The sequence below is a fragment of the Streptomyces spinoverrucosus genome, from assembly GCF_015712165.1.
Lineage (GTDB): Bacteria > Actinomycetota > Actinomycetes > Streptomycetales > Streptomycetaceae > Streptomyces > Streptomyces spinoverrucosus_A.
Genome location: NZ_JADPZX010000001.1, coordinates 6463754 through 6480173, shown reverse-complemented (window position 1 = coordinate 6480173; position 16420 = coordinate 6463754). Strand labels below are relative to the sequence as shown.

Below are 16420 nucleotides of genomic sequence, written 5' to 3'. Positions count from 1 at the left end.
CCGTGCGTTGCGGTGATTCTCCCGGTTGTACGACGGTGATGACGCGACCCGCGTTACGCGGCTTCGTCCGCTCCCACCCGGGCGCCTTCGGGAACCTGACCGTCCGCCGGGCTGTCAGGCGTCCGCCCCGGCAGGGACAGGGCCACCACCGCGGCACCCACCAGCGCCACTCCCGCCCCGCACAACGCCGTGATGTGCATGGCGTGGAGGAAGGCGTCGTGGGCCGGGGCTATGAGGGAGCTGCTCTCGGGGCCCAGGCGGGACGCGGCGGCCAGGGTCGCCTCGATCGACTCGCCCGCCGAGTGGCGTACGGAGGGCGGGAGAGCGGTCAGGTGGTCCTCGATCGAGGTGCGGTACGCCGTGGAGAGGACCGAGCCGAGGACCGCGATGCCCAGGGCGCCGCCGACCTGGCGGAAGGTGTTGCTGAGGGCGGAGGCGGAGCCGGCCTTCTCGCGGGGCAGGGCCTGCATGATGACCACGCTGGTCGGGGTCATGATGTGCGCCATGCCGGTGCCCATGAGGAAGAAGACGACCTCCAGGATCCAGATGGGCGTGTCCGCGTCCAGCGTGGCGAACGCCGCCAGCGTCGCCGCGATGATCAGCATGCCGCCCGTGGTCGTGGCCCTGTTGCCGAAGCGGTCGACGACGAGCCGGGCGCGCGGGGCGAAGATCATCTGGGCGGCGGCCAGGGGCAGCATCAGCAGCCCGGTCTCCAGTGGCGAGTAGCCGCGCACGCTCTGGGTGTAGAAGACGGCGAAGAACGTCACGCCCATCAGCGCGAAGAAGACCAGCGCGATGACCGTGATCGCGGCCGAGAACACCTTGTTCTTGAAGTAGGTGACGTCGATGGAGGGGTGGTCGCTGCGCTTCTCGAAGAGATCGTCTTGACGGCGACGTTGAGGATCGAGTTGTCGAGCACCACGATCAGCAGGCTCAGCATGAGCACACCGAGTATGGCCCAGCGGCGCCGGTGCACCGCTTCCGGGACGCGGGTGCCGGGGGCGGCGAGAGCAGTCATGCCGCCGAGGCTAGGGAATTACGATACGAGACGGTACCGTATCGTAAATTTTTTACCCGGCTCTGGTGCTCTCCTTACCTGCTCCCCTTCGTGCTCTCCTTACGTGACGGGGTCCCCCTAGCCGTTCCATGGCACGAGGTGCCACCATGGGACTGGTCCGGGGACGCCGTCAGGGCGCCTCGAGATGACGTAAGGAGCCGTTGCAATGACGCAGCTTTCGGCTGCCCAGACTGCACCGCAGAAGTCCTCCGACGGCAGCAAGGCGCTGTACGGGGGCAAGGGCACACGCCGTATCACGGTTCGTGACATCACCGCCGCCAAGGAGCGCGGCGAGAAGTGGCCCATGCTCACCGCGTACGACGCGATGACCGCGTCCGTCTTCGACGAGGCCGGTATCCCGGTGATCCTCGTCGGCGACTCGGCGGGCAACTGCCACCTCGGGTACGAGACCACCGTGCCCGTCACCCTCGACGAGATGACCATGCTCTCCGCCGCGGTCGTACGGGGCACCAGGCGCTCCCTGATCGTCGGCGACCTGCCGTTCGGGTCCTACCAGGAGGGGCCGGTGCAGGCGCTGCGCTCGGCGACCCGGCTGGTGAAGGAGGCCGGGGTGCAGGCCGTGAAGCTGGAGGGCGGCGAGCGGTCGCACGAGCAGATCCGGCTGCTGGTCGACTCCGGCATCCCGGTCATGGCCCACATCGGGCTCACCCCCCAGTCCGTCAACGCCATGGGCTACCGGGTGCAGGGGCGCGGCGAGGAGGCGGCGGCGCAGCTGCTGCGGGACGCCAAGGCCGTGCAGGACGCGGGGGCGTTCGCGGTGGTGCTTGAGCTGGTGCCGGCGGAGCTCGCCGCCGAGGTGACCCGGACGCTGCACATCCCGACGGTCGGCATCGGGGCGGGCGCGGAGACGGACGCACAGGTGCTGGTGTGGACCGACATGCTCGGGCTGACCGGGGGGCGGGTGCCGAAGTTCGTGAAGCAGTACGCCAACCTGCGTGAGGTGATGAGTGGCGCGGCGAAGGCGTTCGCCGAGGACGTCGTCGGCGGAACGTTCCCACTGGAGGAGCACTCCGTCCACTGAGCCATGGCCGCACCACGGGCAGCCCGCCGATCATCCCCCGTCGGCGGGCTGCCGTCTTTTGGGACACAGAGGAGAGAAATGACCGGCTCAGCCACCCGCTATCTGTATCTCGTTCGGCACGGCGAGGCATCGCCGGACGAGAGCGGGCTGACAGAGGGCGGCCGCCGTCAGGCCACGCTGCTCGGCCAACGCCTCCGGGACGTCCCTTTCGCCGCCGTTCACCACGGCCCGCTGCCCCGGGCGGAGCAGACCGCACGTCTGATCGGCGATCAGCTGCCGAACGTCCCCGTGCACGTCTCGGACGCTGCCGGTGACTACGTCCCCTACACGCCGGTGAGGGACGAGCTGCCGGCAGAGTCGGCGGACTTCTTCCTCGACTTCGTCGCCGGTGCCAGTGACGAGGAACGGGAGCATGGAGCTGTGCTGGCCCGCCGGGCGCTGGACCTGTTCACCGGGCCGGTGGACGACGGAGAGGACCGGCACGAACTGGTCGTCACCCACAACTTCTTGGTCGCCTGGCTCGTCCGGGACGCCATGCATGCGCCGAAGTGGCGCTGGCTCGGCGTCAACCACTGCAACGCCGCCCTCACGGTCATCCGGTACGCGCCCGACCGGCCGGCCACGATCCTCGTCTCCAACGACATGCGGCATCTGCCCACCGAGCTGCGCTGGACCGGCTTTCCCCCCGAGTCGCACGTCTGACGGCACTCGCCAACCCCTTCAAGGCCAACAGGCACTGGCGACTACATGGCCCATCAACGATCATGGCCGCCATGACTGACCACCCCGCACGATGGACCCAGGCAACCGTCCACCCCGACATGTGGGTCGACCCGGACGACGACCCCCGTGACAACGGCGGAGCCAGTCCGGACGGGGAGCTTGCGACGTTGCTGGACTTTCTGGCGGGTTACCGCCTGACCCTGCGGATGAAGTGCGAGGGGCTGGACGCGGAGCAACTGGCGCGGCGGTCGGTTCCGCCGTCGACGATGTCGCTGCTCGGCCTGCTGCGGCACCTCGCCGAGGTCGAACGGGACTGGCGCAACTGGATCGTCGACGGCGATCCGCTGCCGAAGCTGTACGGCGAGGGCGACGGGGACTTCGACGGGGCCGTCGCCGAGCAGGCCGTCGTCGACGCCGCGTACGCGACTCTGGAGCGCGAGCAGGCCGCGACCGACGCCGCGCTGGCCGAGCACCCGGATCTGGGCGAGCGCCTGGCGAAGGACGGGATCGCGGTTCGGGAGCTGATGGTGCACAGGATCGAGGAGTACGCCCGGCACTGCGGGCACGCCGACCTGCTGCGCGAGTGCGTCGACGGCAGGGTGGGCCAGTGACGAGGGCCGCGTCCGAGGGCGCCGTCGGCCCGGTGTCGGCGGCTGTCGGTGAGCTGTAGGCCGTTTGTCGGTGGGGCCTGGCACAGTCCTCGGCATGACACACATCGACAAGAAACCCAGCAGCGCGGCCGTCACCGTGCGGGGGCTGGTCAAGCACTACGGCGAGACCAGGGCGCTGGACGGAGTCGACCTCCAGGTGCGTGAGGGCACCGTGATGGGAGTGCTGGGGCCGAACGGGGCCGGAAAGACGACCCTCGTGCGGATCCTGTCCACCCTGCTGGCCCCGGACGCCGGCCAGGCGACCGTCGCCGGCTACGACGTCGTACGGCAGCCGCGGCAGTTGCGCCGGGTGATCGGGCTCACCGGGCAGTACGCCTCCGTCGACGAGAAGCTCCCGGGCTGGGAGAACCTGTACATGATCGGGCGGCTGCTCGATCTGCCCCGCAAGGAGGCCCGCTCCCGGGCCGACGAGTTGCTGGAGCGGTTCTCGCTCACCGACGCGGCCAAGCGGCCGGCGGCGACGTACTCCGGTGGTATGCGGCGGCGCCTGGACCTGGCCGCCTCGATGATCGGGCGGCCGGCCGTGCTCTTCCTCGACGAGCCCACCACCGGCCTCGACCCGCGCACCCGCAACGAGGTGTGGGACGAGGTGAAGGCCATGGTCGGGGACGGCGTCACCGTCCTGCTGACCACGCAGTACATGGAGGAGGCCGAGCAGCTGGCCTCCGAGCTGACCGTCGTCGACCGGGGCAAGGTCATCGCGAACGGCGGGATCGAGGAGCTGAAGGCCAAGGTCGGCGGGCGGACGCTGCGCGTGCGGCCGGCCGATCCGATGCAGCTGCGGCCGCTGGCCCGCGCGCTCGACGAACTGGGCATCACCGGGCTGGCCACGACCACCGTGGACACCGAGGGCGGCACCGTGCTGGTGCCGATCCTGAGCGACGAGCAGCTGACCGCCGTGGTCGGCGCCGTCACCGCGCACGGCATCACGCTCGCGTCGATCAGTACCGAACTGCCCAGCCTGGACGAGGTGTTCCTGTCCCTCACCGGCCACCGTGCCAGTGCCCCGCAGGACGCCGTGCCCGCCGACGACCGCGAGGAGGTCGCCGTATGAGCGCCGCCGTCGCCACCCCGACCGCCGACGCCCGCATTACGCTGCGCGGCCACCTGCGCCACACCGGCGCCCTGATCCGCCGCAACCTGCTGTGGATCCGGCAGGACCCCGAGTCGATGTTCGACGCGCTGCTGATGCCGGTCGTCTTCACCCTGCTGTTCGTGTACGTCTTCGGCGGCTCGATCGGGCAGGCCCTGGGCGGCGGTCAGGACGGGTACGTGCAGTACGTGATCCCCGGCATGATCGCGATGATGAGCATGACGCTGTCCCAGGGCGTCGGCACCGGCTTCAGCCAGGACTTCAACTCCGGTGTCATGGACCGTTTCCGGTCCCTGCCGATCGGGCGCGGCTCGGTGCTGTTCGCGAAGATCTCGGTCGAACTGGTCCGGATGCTGTTCGCGACGACCGTGCTGATGATCGTCGCCGTCCTGGTCGGCTTCGACATCACCAACTGGCTCGGTGTCCTCGCGGCCGTGGGTCTGTCCACGGCGTTCGCCTCGTCGATCATGTGGGTGTTCCTCACCCTGGGCGTGGTCCTGAAGAACGCGCAGTCCGTGCAGGCGATGGGCTTCCTGGTGCTGTTCCCGCTGCAGTTCGGTTCGTCGATCTTCGCGCCGACGGCGTCGATGCCGGGCTGGCTGCAGGCGTTCACCGACTACAACCCGCTGTCCACGCTCGCGGACGCGGCCCGCGGCCTGATGGTGGGCGGCCCGGTCGCGCACGACCTGTGGGTGACGCTGGGCTGGTCGGCGGCGATCACGCTGGTGATGGCGCCGGTCGCGATCCACAAGTTCAAGACGAAGAACTGAGCCGGTCACACCAGGGCGGCGGCCTCCTGCGGGGAGATGCCGCCGCCTTCGGCGTACGCCGCCGTGAACTCCTCGGCGGGCAGCGCGGCCCGTACGGCGGCGGTGGCGCGGTCGTGGGCCATGCGCTCCATGGACCCGCGCAGATGGCCGGGCGGCAGCAGCGCGTCGGCCGCGCCCAGGCAGCGCGCGGCGTCGCGTCCGCCGTCGCAGCCGGCCATGGCCAGGGCGGCGATGACGAGGTACGAGGAGAACAGGTGCGGGGCCATCGCCTTCGACAGCGGGTCCTCGGCCTGCGCGAGGCCGCGCCGGATCTTCTCCCTGGCCTGCTCGTAGCGGCCGTCGAGGGCCTCCACCCACGCCTCCTGGCCGAGGATGAACGCGTCGAAGACCACGAAGTTGGCGATGGTGAACTCCTCGCGCAGCGCCCGCAGATGCTCGCGCGCCTCGGCGGTCCGGCCGGTGCAGCTGAGCCATCCGGCGAGCATGACCCGGGCGAACGGCATCGCCTCGTTGTGCGCGCCGTCCACGTCGTCCAGCACCTCCCGCAGCAGGCGCTCGCCCCGCTCGGCGTGGCCCGCCTCCAGCAGCGCGCCGGCCAGCCGGGCGGTGAGGACCGTGTGCTGGGCGTGGGCTCCGAGTCGCCGGGCCTGTTCCATGGCGGCCTCGTAGTCGGCGGCGGCCACGAGGTAGCGCCCGGTGCGCTCATGCGCTTCGGCGCGCGCGGAGAGCGCTTCGGCGCTGCCCCAGGCGTCGCCCAGCCGCTGGTAGATCTCCAGCGACTCGTCGGCGTCCTGCTGCGCGGCGCCCGCCCGGTCGGGCCGGTTGGCGAGGATGTTGGCGCGGAGCTGGAGGCTGGCGGCCAGTTCCCAGTCGTAGCCGGGCGTCGCGCGGCAGGTGTCGACGGCGGCGTCGAGGAGCTCGGTCAGCCGGTCCATGCCGCCGGTGAGCATCACGGCGTAGAACGACAGCATGCCGGGGCTGCGGCAGGTCTGCGGGAGTCCCGGCTCGTAGGCCTCGGAGATCGCCCGCAGCTTGCGCTGCGCCTCGGGGGTCTGCCAGGCGTCCAGCTCGGTGTCCATGCACGCGAGATGCCCCAGGTGGACCCCGCGCCGGGCCTCCTCAAGGAGCTCCCCCGTCCAGGGCGGCGGCTCGGCGGTGCAGCGCTGCCACACCGGGGCGGCCTTGCGCACCGGCTCGGCGAAGGGGTCGGGGCCGAGGTCCATGACCGCGCGGCACCAGTGGCGGGCCTCGATGCGCAGGTCGCGCATCTGCCAGTACCAGGTCAGCGACAGCACCAGGCACATCGCCTCCTGCTCGTCGCGTTCGGCGACGGCGTGCCGCAGCGCTGTCCGCAGGTTCTCGTACTCGCGTTCCAGCCGCTCGATGGCGGTGAGTTGACCGGGGCCGCGCAGCAACGGGTCGGTGGTGCGGGCGAGTTCGCGGTAGTACGTCAGGTGCGCGTGCTCGGTGTCGCGGCGCTGCCCGGCCTCGTCGAGCCGTTCGCCGGCGTACTCGGCGACGGTCTCCAGGAGCCGGTAGCGCATCTCGCCGTCGCCGGAGGGGGCGGCCACGACGAGCGACTTGTCGACGAGGGAGGCGAGCGCGTCCAGGGCGGCGGGCCCGCACACGGCCTCGGCGGCGGCGAGGTCACAGCCGCCGGCGAACGCCGACAGGCGGCTCAGTACGTCCCGCTCGTCCGCGTCGAGCAGGTCCCAGGACCAGTCGACGACGGCACGGAGCGTCTGCTGGCGGGGCAGCACGGTACGGCTGCCGGAGGTGAGGAGCCGGAAGCGGTCGTCGAGCCGGTCGGCGATCTGGCGGGGGGTGAGCATGCGCAGCCGGGCGGCGGCGAGCTCGATGCCGAGGGGCAGGCCGTCAAGACGGCGGCAGATCTCGGCGCAGGCCTCCGGGTCGTCGTCGACACGGAACCCGGGCCGGGCGGCGGCCCCGCGGTCGGCGAGCAGCCGCAGGGCGTACGGCTCCGGCAGCGGCTCCACGGGGCGCAGCACCTCCCCCGGCACGCCGAGGGGTTCCCGGCTGGTGGCGAGGACGGTGAGGTGCGGGCACCGCGCCAGCAGCTCCTCGGTCAGGCGGGCGGCGGCGTCGACGACGTGCTCGCAGTTGTCGAGGACGATCAGCATGCGGCGCCGGGCGCAGTGCTCGACGAGCCGGGCGACGGGGTCGTCGTGGCGTTCACCGGTGGCGGCCCGGAACTCCTCGGCGCCGGCGCCGTGCAGCACGGTCTCGCGGGCGCCGATCGCGGTGAGCACGGCCTCGGGGACGGCGGCGGGGTCGTCGACCGGCGCCAGCTCGGCCAGCCAGACGCCGTCGGGGGCCGCGTCCCGTACGGTCTCGGCGGCCTCCTGCGACAACCGGGTCTTGCCCGCCCCGCCGGGCCCGAGCAGCGTGACGAGCCGGGCGGTGGCGAGGTCGGCGCGGATGGCGTCGATGTCGTCGGCCCGGCCGACGAAGGAGGTGAGGCGGGCGCGCAGGTTGCCCAGGGGGCGGGACTCGGCGGGGCGGGCGTCCTGCTGCCGGAGCAGCTCGGTGTGCAGGGCACGCAGCTCGGGCCCCGGGTCGGACCCCAGCTGCTCGGCGAGCAGCCGTCGTACGTCCTCGTAGGCGGCCAGCGCCTCGGCGGTGCGGCCCGCGTCGCGCAGGGCGCGCAGGCGCAGGGCCTGGAGGGGTTCGTCGAGGGGGTGGCTCTCGCACAGCGCGGTCAGTTCGGGCAGCGCCTGCTCGGCCTGGCCGAGGGCGAGGGCGGCGGCGAGCCGGGCGCGGCGGGCGTCCAGTCGGCGGGCGGTGCAGCGGGCCGCCTCCACGGTGCGGTCGGGGAGGTCGGCGAGGGCGGGGTCCCGCCACAGGGCGAGGGCGTCGTCGAGGAGGACGGCGGCCTTGGCGGGGTCGCCGTCGGCCAGCGCCCGCGCGCCCTCGTCGGCGAGCCGCTCGAACCGGTGCAGGTCGATGTCGTCGGGCGCGGCGGCCAGCCGGTACCCGCCCTCGGCCGAGGCGATCGCCTCCGGTCCCAGAACCCGCCGCAGCCGTCCCACGAGCGCCTGCAGGGCCCCGGCCGCGTCGGCGGGCGGCTCCCCCTCCCAGACCTCGTCCACCAGCAGCCCGACGGGTACGACCCGCCCGGCCCTGAGCGCCAGCACGGTGAGCAGCGCACGCAACCGCGCCCCGCCGATCGGGACAACCGAACCGTCGGGGCGAACCGCCTGTGTGGTGCCGAGGATGCGATAGCGCACGGGACCCATTGTCTCCGGCCCGGCCAGTGCGCCGCCTCCGGGTTTACGCACGCATGAACCGCACGTGCAGGGGCCGGGGGGCGGGGAGGAACCTCGGGCCCGCCCGCTGACGTTCACCTCACGCCACCGGTACGGTCGACCCCACGCCGCCCGAGACGTCAGGAGTGCTCACCATGACCATCGCCGCCTCCCGTCGCGCCGAGCGGCGGATCAGTCCGGTGTTCCTCGGGATACTGGCCGTCACGGCGGTGACCGGGTGGGCCACCTGGACGGGCTTCGCCCAGCAGCCCGGGGTGGCCGTCTTCCTGTTCGTGACCGGCGCGTGGGTCGTGTCGCTGTGCCTGCACGAGTACGCGCACGCCCGCACCGCCCTGCACGGCGGGGACATCACGGTCGGCGCGAAGGGCTATCTCACGCTCAATCCGCTGAAGTACACGCACGCCCTGCTGAGCATCGTGCTGCCCGTGCTGTTCGTGATCATGGGCGGGATCGGGCTGCCGGGCGGGGCGGTGTTCATCGAGCGGGGGCGGATCCGGGGACGGTGGAAGCACAGTCTGATCTCGGCGGCCGGGCCGCTGACGAACGTGCTGTTCGCGGCGGTGTGCACGGCGCCGTTCTGGCTGGACGCGCTGGACGGGGTGCCGCGGGACTTCCGGTACGCGCTGGCGTTCCTGGCGCTGCTGCAGGTGACGGCCGCGATCCTGAACTTCCTGCCGGTGCCGGGCCTGGACGGCTACGGCGTGGTCGAGCCCTGGCTGTCGTACAACATCCGCAGGCAGGTGGAGCCGATCGCGCCCTTCGGGCTGCTGCTCGTGTTCGCGCTGCTGTGGATCCCGGCGCTGAACGGCGCGTTCTTCGACGTCGTCGACGCCGTGCTGCGCGCCCTCGGCGTCGGCGACCTCGACACGTACTGCGGGTACGAGCTGTACCGCTTCTGGCTCGGCACGAACGAGTACTGCTCGGTCAGCCCGTGACCGAGTCCCGCCGGGCGAGCTTGCCGCGCTTGAGGTAGTACCAGGCCATGTTCGACGACAGGCCCGCCAGCAGCACCCACACGATGCCCAGCCAGCTGCCCCGCACGAAGGACATGACGGCCGCGGCGACGGCGAGGACGCAGACGACGAGCGCGTAGAGGGCGAGTCGCCGGGCCGGGCTGGGTGGGGGCAAGGGGGGCATGTGGTCGGCTCCTGTCGGGGGACACTGCTGGGGTTGTGCCGGGATTGTGCTGACCACCAGTGTCCCCCATGGGCTCAGACGTCCGTGACGCGCAGTCCCGCGTGGGCCTTGTAGCGGCGGTTCACGGAGATCAGGTTGGCGACCAGCGACTCGACCTGGTGGGCGTTGCGCAGCCGCCCGGCGAAGATGCCGCGCATGCCGGGGATGCGGCCGGCCAGCGCCTGCACCATCTCCACGTCCGCCCGCTCCTCGCCGAGGACCATGACGTCGGTGTCGATCTGCTCGATCTCGGGGTCCTCCAGGAGGACGGCCGACAGGTGGTGGAAGGCGGCGGTCACCCGGGAGTCCGGCAGCAGGGCGGCGGCCTGCTCGGCGGCGCTGCCCTCCTCCGGCTTCAGCGCGTAGGCGCCCTTCTTGTCGAAGCCGAGCGGGTTGACACAGTCGACGACCAGCTTGCCCGCGAGCTCCGTGCGCAGGGACTCGAGCGTCTTGCCGTGCCCCTCCCACGGCACCGCGACGATCACGATGTCGCTGCGCCGGGCGCACTCGGCGTTCTCGGCGCCCTCGATGCCGTGCCCGAGCTCGTCGGCGGCGGCCTGCGCCCGCTCGGTGGCCCGCGAGCCGATGATCACCTTCTGGCCGGCCCGGGCGAGCCGGTAGGCGAGGCCCTTGCCCTGCGGCCCGGTCCCGCCGAGCACACCGACGACCAGCCCGGAGACGTCGGGCAGGTCCCAGGGGTCCTTGGCGGGGGCCTTCGCGGGCTTGTCGGCGGCAACACTGTCGGTAGAGGTCATGAGCCCGACTCTACGTCCGCCCCCGCCGGCCCGCGGGGTCAGGTGAGCCGCTTCACGGGCAGCCGCCGGAAGGCGATCCGTTCGTACGCCCCGAAGTCACCGGTCTCGTACAGGAGGCCGACCGTGCGGTCGTCGACGCGGACGAGGTCGGAGTAGGCGGCGGGCAGGCCGTCGACGGTGTGGGTGTCGCGCCAGGTGGTGCCGTGGTCGGTGGAGGCGCGGATGGTCATCAGGCCGCGGCCTGCGGGGAAGGCGGGGCCGGAGAAGAGCAGCACGTCGGGCTCGCCGAGGTGCAGGACGCTGGCCTGGCAGACGGGGCCGGCGAGACCGGCCTGTGGGCGGAAGGCCTTCACGAGGGTCCTGCCGCCGTCCTTGGAGAGGGCGTCGGCGCGGTTGCCGGGGGACGGGGAGTCGTTGCGGGTGTTGAAGTAGACGCGGCCGTCGGGGAGTTCGGCGGCGGTGGTCTCGTTGGCGTTGACGTAGCCGTTGGTGTTCTGGTCCAGGTAGCCGAGGTACCAGGTCTCGCCGTGGTCGTCGCTGAGCAGGCAGTGGCCGCTGTTGTACTTCGCCTCGTCGCCGAGGTCGGTGCCGGTGGGCGGGAGGGTGTGGTTGCCGGGGACGACGACCCGGCCGGTGCTCAGCTGGAGGGCGTGGCCGGGGGTGGTGGCGTACCAGCGCCAGCCCGGCTGCTTCACCTGCTCGGTGATGTCCCGGGGCGCGGACCACGTTTCACCGTCGTCGTCGCTGTGCTGCACCCACACCCTGCGGCCGTCGGCCTCGCTCACCTCGCCGCGCAGGATGAGGTGTTCGGAGGCGGACGCGGCGGAGCGGACGTGGACGAGGAGGATGCGGCCGGTGTCGAGGACGACGGGGGCGGGGTTGCCGGCGAGGTCGGTGCCGTTGTCGGCGGCGACCCGCAGCGGGCCCCAGGTGCGGCCGCCGTCCGTGGAGCGCTTGAGCACGATGTCGATGTGGCCCCAGTCCTTCGCGGAGTCCGCCCTGCCTTCGCAGAAGGCGAGGAGGGTGCCTTCGTGCGTGCGCACGACGGCCGGGATCCGGTAACTGGCGTATCCCTCACGGCCGGCGCGGAAGGGGACAGTGGCTGCGGACATGGGTGGCTCCTCGCGTCGGTGATCTCCGTGAACGGCGGTAATGCGGCCGTCTGCCCATCTTGGGGGAATTCGCGGTGAACTCGGGGTCACGAGTGGTTGGTTGCGGCAGTATGCGGGGGCATGGATGCCGTACGGGTCGCGTGGTTGCGCGAAGTGCTCGCCGGGACCGAGTGGTTGGGGGCCACGCGCAGGTTCGCCGGGGTGCTGCGTGGGTCGGTGGTGTCGCACGGGGGCGGGTTGCTGCTCGTGGGCACGCGGGAGTACGAGCCGTGGCATCTGGCGGCGCACCTCGTGGACGAGGCGGCCTGGTCCGGTACGCCGGAGCTGGCGCCGACTCTCGTACGCCATGACGCGCGGCCCTCGGACCCGGCGCATCTCGCGGTCGGGCTGGGGCGGATCGAGGCGGCTCGGCGGGGGGAGACGCTGCTGGTGGTGTCGCCCGAGGGGCCCTGCGACGCGCTGCTGGAGCGGGTGCACGACGCGCGGCGGGCCGGTGCGACGGTGCTGGCGCTGGGCACCGCCGAGCGGGACCTCGCGGCGATGGCGCACGACGCGCTGGCCGTCGGGGCGGAGTCGGAGCTGGACCTGGACACCGTGCAGCACCTGGTGAGCGCGGCGGCGGGCGAGGACGCGCTGCCCGCGGCACGGGGCCGTCGCCGCTTCCGGGACCGCCTGTCCCGCCTGGCGGACGAACTGACGGCCCCGCCGCCGCCCCGCTGGTAGCCCCCGCGAAAAGCGGTTGCCTCGGGTCGCGGCCCCGTCCAACCATGGCGTCTCGTGACCGACGACGCCCCGGCAGCCGCCCCCACTGGCCTGCGCGCCCTCCTCCCGGATCTCGCTCCCTGGCGGGCCTCCCCCGACTTTCGCAGGCTCTGGATCTCCGGGCTGGTCACCAACTTCGGCAGCTTTCTGACCTTCGTCGCGCTGCCGGTGCAGATCAAGGAGCTCACCGGGTCGGCGGCGGCCGTGGGGGCGATCGGTGCGGTGGAGCTGGTGCCGCTCGTCGTGTTCGGGCTGTACGGCGGTGCGCTGGCGGACGCGTGGGACAAGCGGCGGCTGATCGTGTGGACGGAGGTGGGGCTCGGGGTGCTGTGCGCGGCGCTGCTGGTGAACGCGCTGCTGCCGAGCCCCGCCGTCTGGCCGCTGTACGTGGTCGCCGCCCTGTCCTCGGCGCTGGTGTCGGTCCAGCGGCCCGCGCTGGACGCGTTGACGCCCCGGATCGTGGCCCACGAGCACCTGCCGGCCGCGGCCGCGCTGAACTCGTTGCGCTGGCAGGTCGGCGGCATCGCGGGCCCGGCGCTGGCGGGCTTGGTGGTGGCGTACGCGGGGCTGGGCTGGGCCTATGCGCTGGACCTGGCCACCTTCGTCGTCTCCGTGGCGCTGGCGGTCGGCCTCGCCGCCTCCCCCGCGTCCCACGAGGCGGCGAAGCCGTCGTGGCGTTCGATCGCGGAGGGCGCCCGGTACGCGTGGAGCCGCAAGGAGCTGCTGGGCACCTACACGATCGACCTCGCGGCGATGTTCCTGGCGATGCCGCTCGCCGTGCTGCCGTTCCTCGCGGACGAGCTGGGGGCGGAGTGGTCGTTGGGCCTGATGTACGCGGCGATTCCGGCGGGGTCCTTGCTGGTGAGTCTGACCAGCGGCTGGACGTCGCGGGTGCACCGGCACGGGCGGATGGTGGTGCTGGCGGCGGCCGGCTGGGGTCTGGCCATGGCCGCCGCGGGGATCGCCGGAAACGTGTGGCTGGTGCTGCTGTGTCTCGCCCTCGGGGGTGCCTTCGACATGGTCAGCGGCATCTTCCGCGCGGCGATGTGGAACCAGACGATCCCCGACGAGCTGCGCGGCAGGCTCGCCGGGATCGAGCTGCTGTCGTACTCGGTGGGCCCGCAGCTCGGCCAGGTCCGCGCGGGTGGCATGGCCGCGTGGGCCGGGGTGCGGGCGTCGGTGTGGTCCGGCGGGCTGCTGTGCGCGGGCGCGGTGGGGTTGCTGGCGCTGTGCCTGCCGAAGCTGATGACGTACGACGTCCGGACGAACGAGCACGCGACCCGCCTGCGCGAACAACGCGCAGCGGCAGCGGCGTCGGCCTGATCTCACGCCGACGCGCTCATTACGCCGGGCCGGCCGGGCGCCGGGACGGCCAGGGCACGGGGGGATCAGCCGCCGGGCCGACCAGGCGCCGGGCAGAACAGGACACTGGGCAGACCAGCCGCCACGCCGACCAGGCGCCAGGCAGAACAGGACACTGGACAGACCAGCCGCCACGCCGACCAGGCGCCAGGCAGAACAGGACACTGGACAGACCAGCCGCCACGCCGACCAGGCGCCAGGCAGAACAGGACACTGGGCAGACCAGCCGCCACGCCGACCAGGCGCCAGGCAGAACAGGACACTGGGCAGACCAGCCGCCACGCCGACCAGGCGCCAGGCAGAACAGGACACTGGACAGACCAGCCGCCACGCCGACCAGGCGCCAGGCAGAACAGGACACTGGGCAGACCAGCCGCCACGCCGACCAGGCGCCAGGCAGAACAGGACACTGGGCAGACCAGCCGCCACGCCGACCAGGCACCGGGCAGAACAGGACACTGGGCAGATCAGCCGCCGGGCCGGTCAGGCATTGGTCATCGGACGACCAGTCCGACCCGGCGTCGGACTCGCCGATGACGGCCTGATCAAGCCTCGGCGATCAGTGGCCGACGCAACCAGACCCCGGCCGGATCAGCCTCGCCCCGACCAAGCCCGCCCCCTCAGTCCTCCTCGCGCTCCCCCCGGCCCACGCTGTCGTGCCACCGCGGGTCGGTCTCCCATTCGAGGTTGCGCTCGCGGGCCGTCTCCATCGCGTGTTCGGCCTCCTCGCGGCCGGCGTACGGGCCGAAGCGGTCCTTGGCCGGGCACTCGGGGCCCTCCTCGACCTTCTTGTGTTCCAGGCAGTAGTACCACTCGCCCGGCTTCCCGACCGTGCGCTTCTTGAACAGGGCCATGACCGGCTCCTTTCGCCAGGGGACATGGTCTCGTATGCCCGCTGGTTAGACTCGCTGGCATGTCTGGCCAGTCGCTGCTCGTTCCAGGGGAGCTGTCTCCCACCCGTTCCGTGCCCGGAAACATCCGCCGGCCCGAGTACGTCGGCAAACCCGCGCCGACCCCGTACACAGGCCCCGAGGTGCAGACCCCGGAGACCGTCGAGGCGATGCGGACCGCGGGGCGGATCGCCGCGCAGGCCTTGGCGGAGGCGGCGAAGGCGATCGCGCCGGGCGTGACGACGGACGAGTTGGACCGGATCGCGCACGAGTTCCTGTGCGACCACGGCGCCTACCCTTCCACGCTCGGCTACCGGGGCTTCCCGAAGTCCCTGTGCACCTCGGTCAACGAGGTCATCTGCCACGGCATCCCCGACTCGACGGTCCTGCGCGACGGCGACATCGTCAACCTGGACGTGACCGCGTACATCGGCGGGGTGCACGGCGACAACAACGCCACCTATCTCGTCGGTGACGTCGACGAGGAGAGCCGGCTGCTGGTCGAGCGCACCCGCGAGTCGCTGAACCGGGCGATCAAGGCGGTCAGGCCGGGCCGCCAGGTCAATGTCATCGGCCGGGTCATCGAGTCGTACGCCAAGCGGTTCGGGTACGGCGTGGTGCGGGACTTCACCGGGCACGGCATCAACTCGTCGTTCCACTCGGGCCTGATCATCCCGCACTACGACGCCCCGCACGCGACCACTGTGATGCAGCCCGGCATGACCTTCACCATCGAGCCGATGCTGACGCTCGGGACGTACGAGTACGACATGTGGGACGACGGCTGGACGGTCGTCACCAAGGACCGCAAGCGGACGGCGCAGTTCGAGCACACGCTGGTCGTGACGGACACCGGCGCGGAGATCCTCACGCTGCCGTGAGCCCCTGCTCGTGAGAAAGGCCCGCTCTCCTCGGAGGGCGGGCCTTTTCGTGTGCGACCCGTGCGGATGAGGGGTAGAAAGTTACCGACAGGCTGTCGGAAAGCCGTTGACTTAGGTAAGCCTAACCATAGAAACTGGCCCCATGGACTCCTTCTCGACCGTCATCCGCACCGCTTCCCACGAGCAGCACGAGGAGGCGAACACCTCGACGTTCATGAGCGATCTGCTCGGTGGCCGGCTGGGGGTGGACGCGTACACGCGCTACACCGAACAGCTGTGGTTCGTGTACGAGGCCCTGGAGGCCGGCGCGGACCGGCTGGCCTCGGATCCGGTGGCGGGCCCCTTCGTCCGCCAGGAGCTGTTCCGGCTGCCCGCGCTGGAGCGGGACCTCGAACACCTGCGCGGCGCTGACTGGCGGGCGACTCTCACCGCGCTGCCCGCCACCCGGACGTACGCGGACCGGATCGCGGAGTGCGCACATCAGTGGCCGGCCGGTTATGTGGCCCACCACTACACCCGTTACCTCGGCGACCTGTCCGGCGGTCAGGTCGTCCGCGACAAGGCCGAGCGGACGTGGGGTTTCGCGAAGAAGGGCGACGGCGTCCGGTTCTACGTCTTCGAGGAGATCGGCAACCCGGCGGCGTTCAAGCGGGAGTACCGCGAGCTGCTGGACGCGATCAACGCCGACGAGCTGGAGCAGCAGCGGATCGTGGCGGAGTGCAGGAAGGCGTTCGCGCTGAACATCGCGGTACTCCGGGCGCTGGGCGAGGAGTTCCCGCTGTCGGCGTGAGCGTCGCGTACCAACGGGCGGGTCCCCCTCGCGTCGGGCGAGAGGGACC

General features: G+C 71.9%; 15 protein-coding genes and 1 pseudogene. 10 read left to right on the top strand and 6 right to left on the bottom strand.

Annotated elements, in window-relative coordinates:
* Positions 1–53: 53 nt before the first annotated feature.
* Positions 54–878, bottom strand: a pseudogene (locus tag I2W78_RS29440) (MFS transporter); the annotation flags it as partial.
* 345 nt (positions 879–1223) lie between these two features.
* Here I2W78_RS29440 and panB point away from each other — a divergent pair.
* The 5 genes from panB to I2W78_RS29415 all read left to right on the top strand — a co-directional run bounded on the left by panB (position 1224) and on the right by I2W78_RS29415 (position 5356).
* Entirely contained in the window at positions 1224–2099 is an 876-nt protein-coding gene (panB, locus tag I2W78_RS29435) for a 3-methyl-2-oxobutanoate hydroxymethyltransferase (protein ID WP_196463268.1), read from the top strand.
* A 78-nt stretch (positions 2100–2177) separates the two neighbouring features.
* Positions 2178–2801: a histidine phosphatase family protein gene (locus I2W78_RS29430; RefSeq protein WP_196463267.1), complete on the top strand. Its 624-nt coding sequence runs from the start codon at positions 2178–2180 to the stop codon at positions 2799–2801.
* A 62-nt stretch (positions 2802–2863) separates the two neighbouring features.
* On the top strand, positions 2864–3433 hold the full coding sequence (locus tag I2W78_RS29425) for a DinB family protein (RefSeq protein WP_196463266.1): 570 nt from the start codon (positions 2864–2866) through the stop codon (positions 3431–3433).
* Between the two features lie 94 nt (positions 3434–3527).
* Positions 3528–4547 carry an ATP-binding cassette domain-containing protein gene (locus I2W78_RS29420; protein WP_196463265.1) on the top strand — a complete coding sequence of 340 codons (1020 nt, stop codon included), beginning with the start codon at positions 3528–3530 and terminating at the stop codon, positions 4545–4547.
* Entirely contained in the window at positions 4544–5356 is an 813-nt protein-coding gene (locus tag I2W78_RS29415) for an ABC transporter permease (RefSeq protein ID WP_196463264.1), read from the top strand. Before I2W78_RS29420 ends, I2W78_RS29415 begins: the two co-directional genes overlap by 4 nt.
* Before the next feature lie 5 nt (positions 5357–5361).
* Here I2W78_RS29415 and I2W78_RS29410 read toward each other — a convergent pair whose 3' ends face one another.
* Positions 5362–8613, bottom strand: a complete 3252-nt coding sequence (locus tag I2W78_RS29410) for a BTAD domain-containing putative transcriptional regulator (protein ID WP_196464772.1) — start codon at positions 8611–8613, stop codon at positions 5362–5364.
* 164 nt (positions 8614–8777) lie between these two features.
* Between I2W78_RS29410 and I2W78_RS29405 the strand changes: the two genes are divergently transcribed.
* Entirely contained in the window at positions 8778–9578 is an 801-nt protein-coding gene (locus I2W78_RS29405) for a site-2 protease family protein (protein ID WP_196463263.1), read from the top strand.
* Here I2W78_RS29405 and I2W78_RS29400 read toward each other — a convergent pair.
* The 3 genes from I2W78_RS29400 to I2W78_RS29390 all read right to left on the bottom strand — a co-directional run bounded on the left by I2W78_RS29400 (position 9568) and on the right by I2W78_RS29390 (position 11686).
* Positions 9568–9780 (bottom strand): hypothetical protein, encoded by a 213-nt coding sequence (locus tag I2W78_RS29400; protein WP_196463262.1) that lies wholly within the window; start codon positions 9778–9780, stop codon positions 9568–9570. The genes I2W78_RS29405 and I2W78_RS29400 overlap by 11 nt on opposite strands.
* 74 nt (positions 9781–9854) lie before the next feature.
* Positions 9855–10574: an NADPH-dependent F420 reductase gene (npdG, locus tag I2W78_RS29395; protein ID WP_196463261.1), complete on the bottom strand. Its 720-nt coding sequence runs from the start codon at positions 10572–10574 to the stop codon at positions 9855–9857.
* 38 nt (positions 10575–10612) lie between these two features.
* Entirely contained in the window at positions 10613–11686 is a 1074-nt protein-coding gene (locus I2W78_RS29390) for a sialidase family protein (protein WP_196463260.1), read from the bottom strand.
* 120 nt (positions 11687–11806) lie between these two features.
* On the opposite strand from I2W78_RS29390, the gene I2W78_RS29385 reads away from it, so the two are divergent.
* Both I2W78_RS29385 and I2W78_RS29380 read left to right on the top strand, forming a co-directional pair.
* The gene (locus tag I2W78_RS29385) at positions 11807–12409 is read left to right on the top strand and encodes a hypothetical protein (protein ID WP_196463259.1); all 603 of its coding nucleotides are present in this window, start codon (positions 11807–11809) and stop codon (positions 12407–12409) included.
* A 54-nt stretch (positions 12410–12463) separates the two neighbouring features.
* Complete coding sequence (locus I2W78_RS29380; RefSeq protein WP_196463258.1) at positions 12464–13771, top strand: MFS transporter; 1308 nt, start codon at positions 12464–12466, stop codon at positions 13769–13771.
* A gap of 659 nt (positions 13772–14430) precedes the next feature.
* Here I2W78_RS29380 and I2W78_RS29375 read toward each other — a convergent pair.
* Positions 14431–14664, bottom strand: a complete 234-nt coding sequence (locus I2W78_RS29375) for a hypothetical protein (protein ID WP_196463257.1) — start codon at positions 14662–14664, stop codon at positions 14431–14433.
* A 59-nt stretch (positions 14665–14723) separates the two neighbouring features.
* Here I2W78_RS29375 and map point away from each other — a divergent pair, with 59 nt between their 5' ends.
* Positions 14724–15581, top strand: coding sequence for a type I methionyl aminopeptidase (map, locus tag I2W78_RS29370; RefSeq protein WP_196463256.1), 858 nt, complete (start codon positions 14724–14726; stop codon positions 15579–15581).
* Positions 15582–15723: 142 nt separating this feature from the next.
* Positions 15724–16371 carry a biliverdin-producing heme oxygenase gene (locus I2W78_RS29365; protein WP_196463255.1) on the top strand — a complete coding sequence of 216 codons (648 nt, stop codon included), beginning with the start codon at positions 15724–15726 and terminating at the stop codon, positions 16369–16371.
* The last annotated feature ends 49 nt before the right edge of the window (positions 16372–16420 follow it).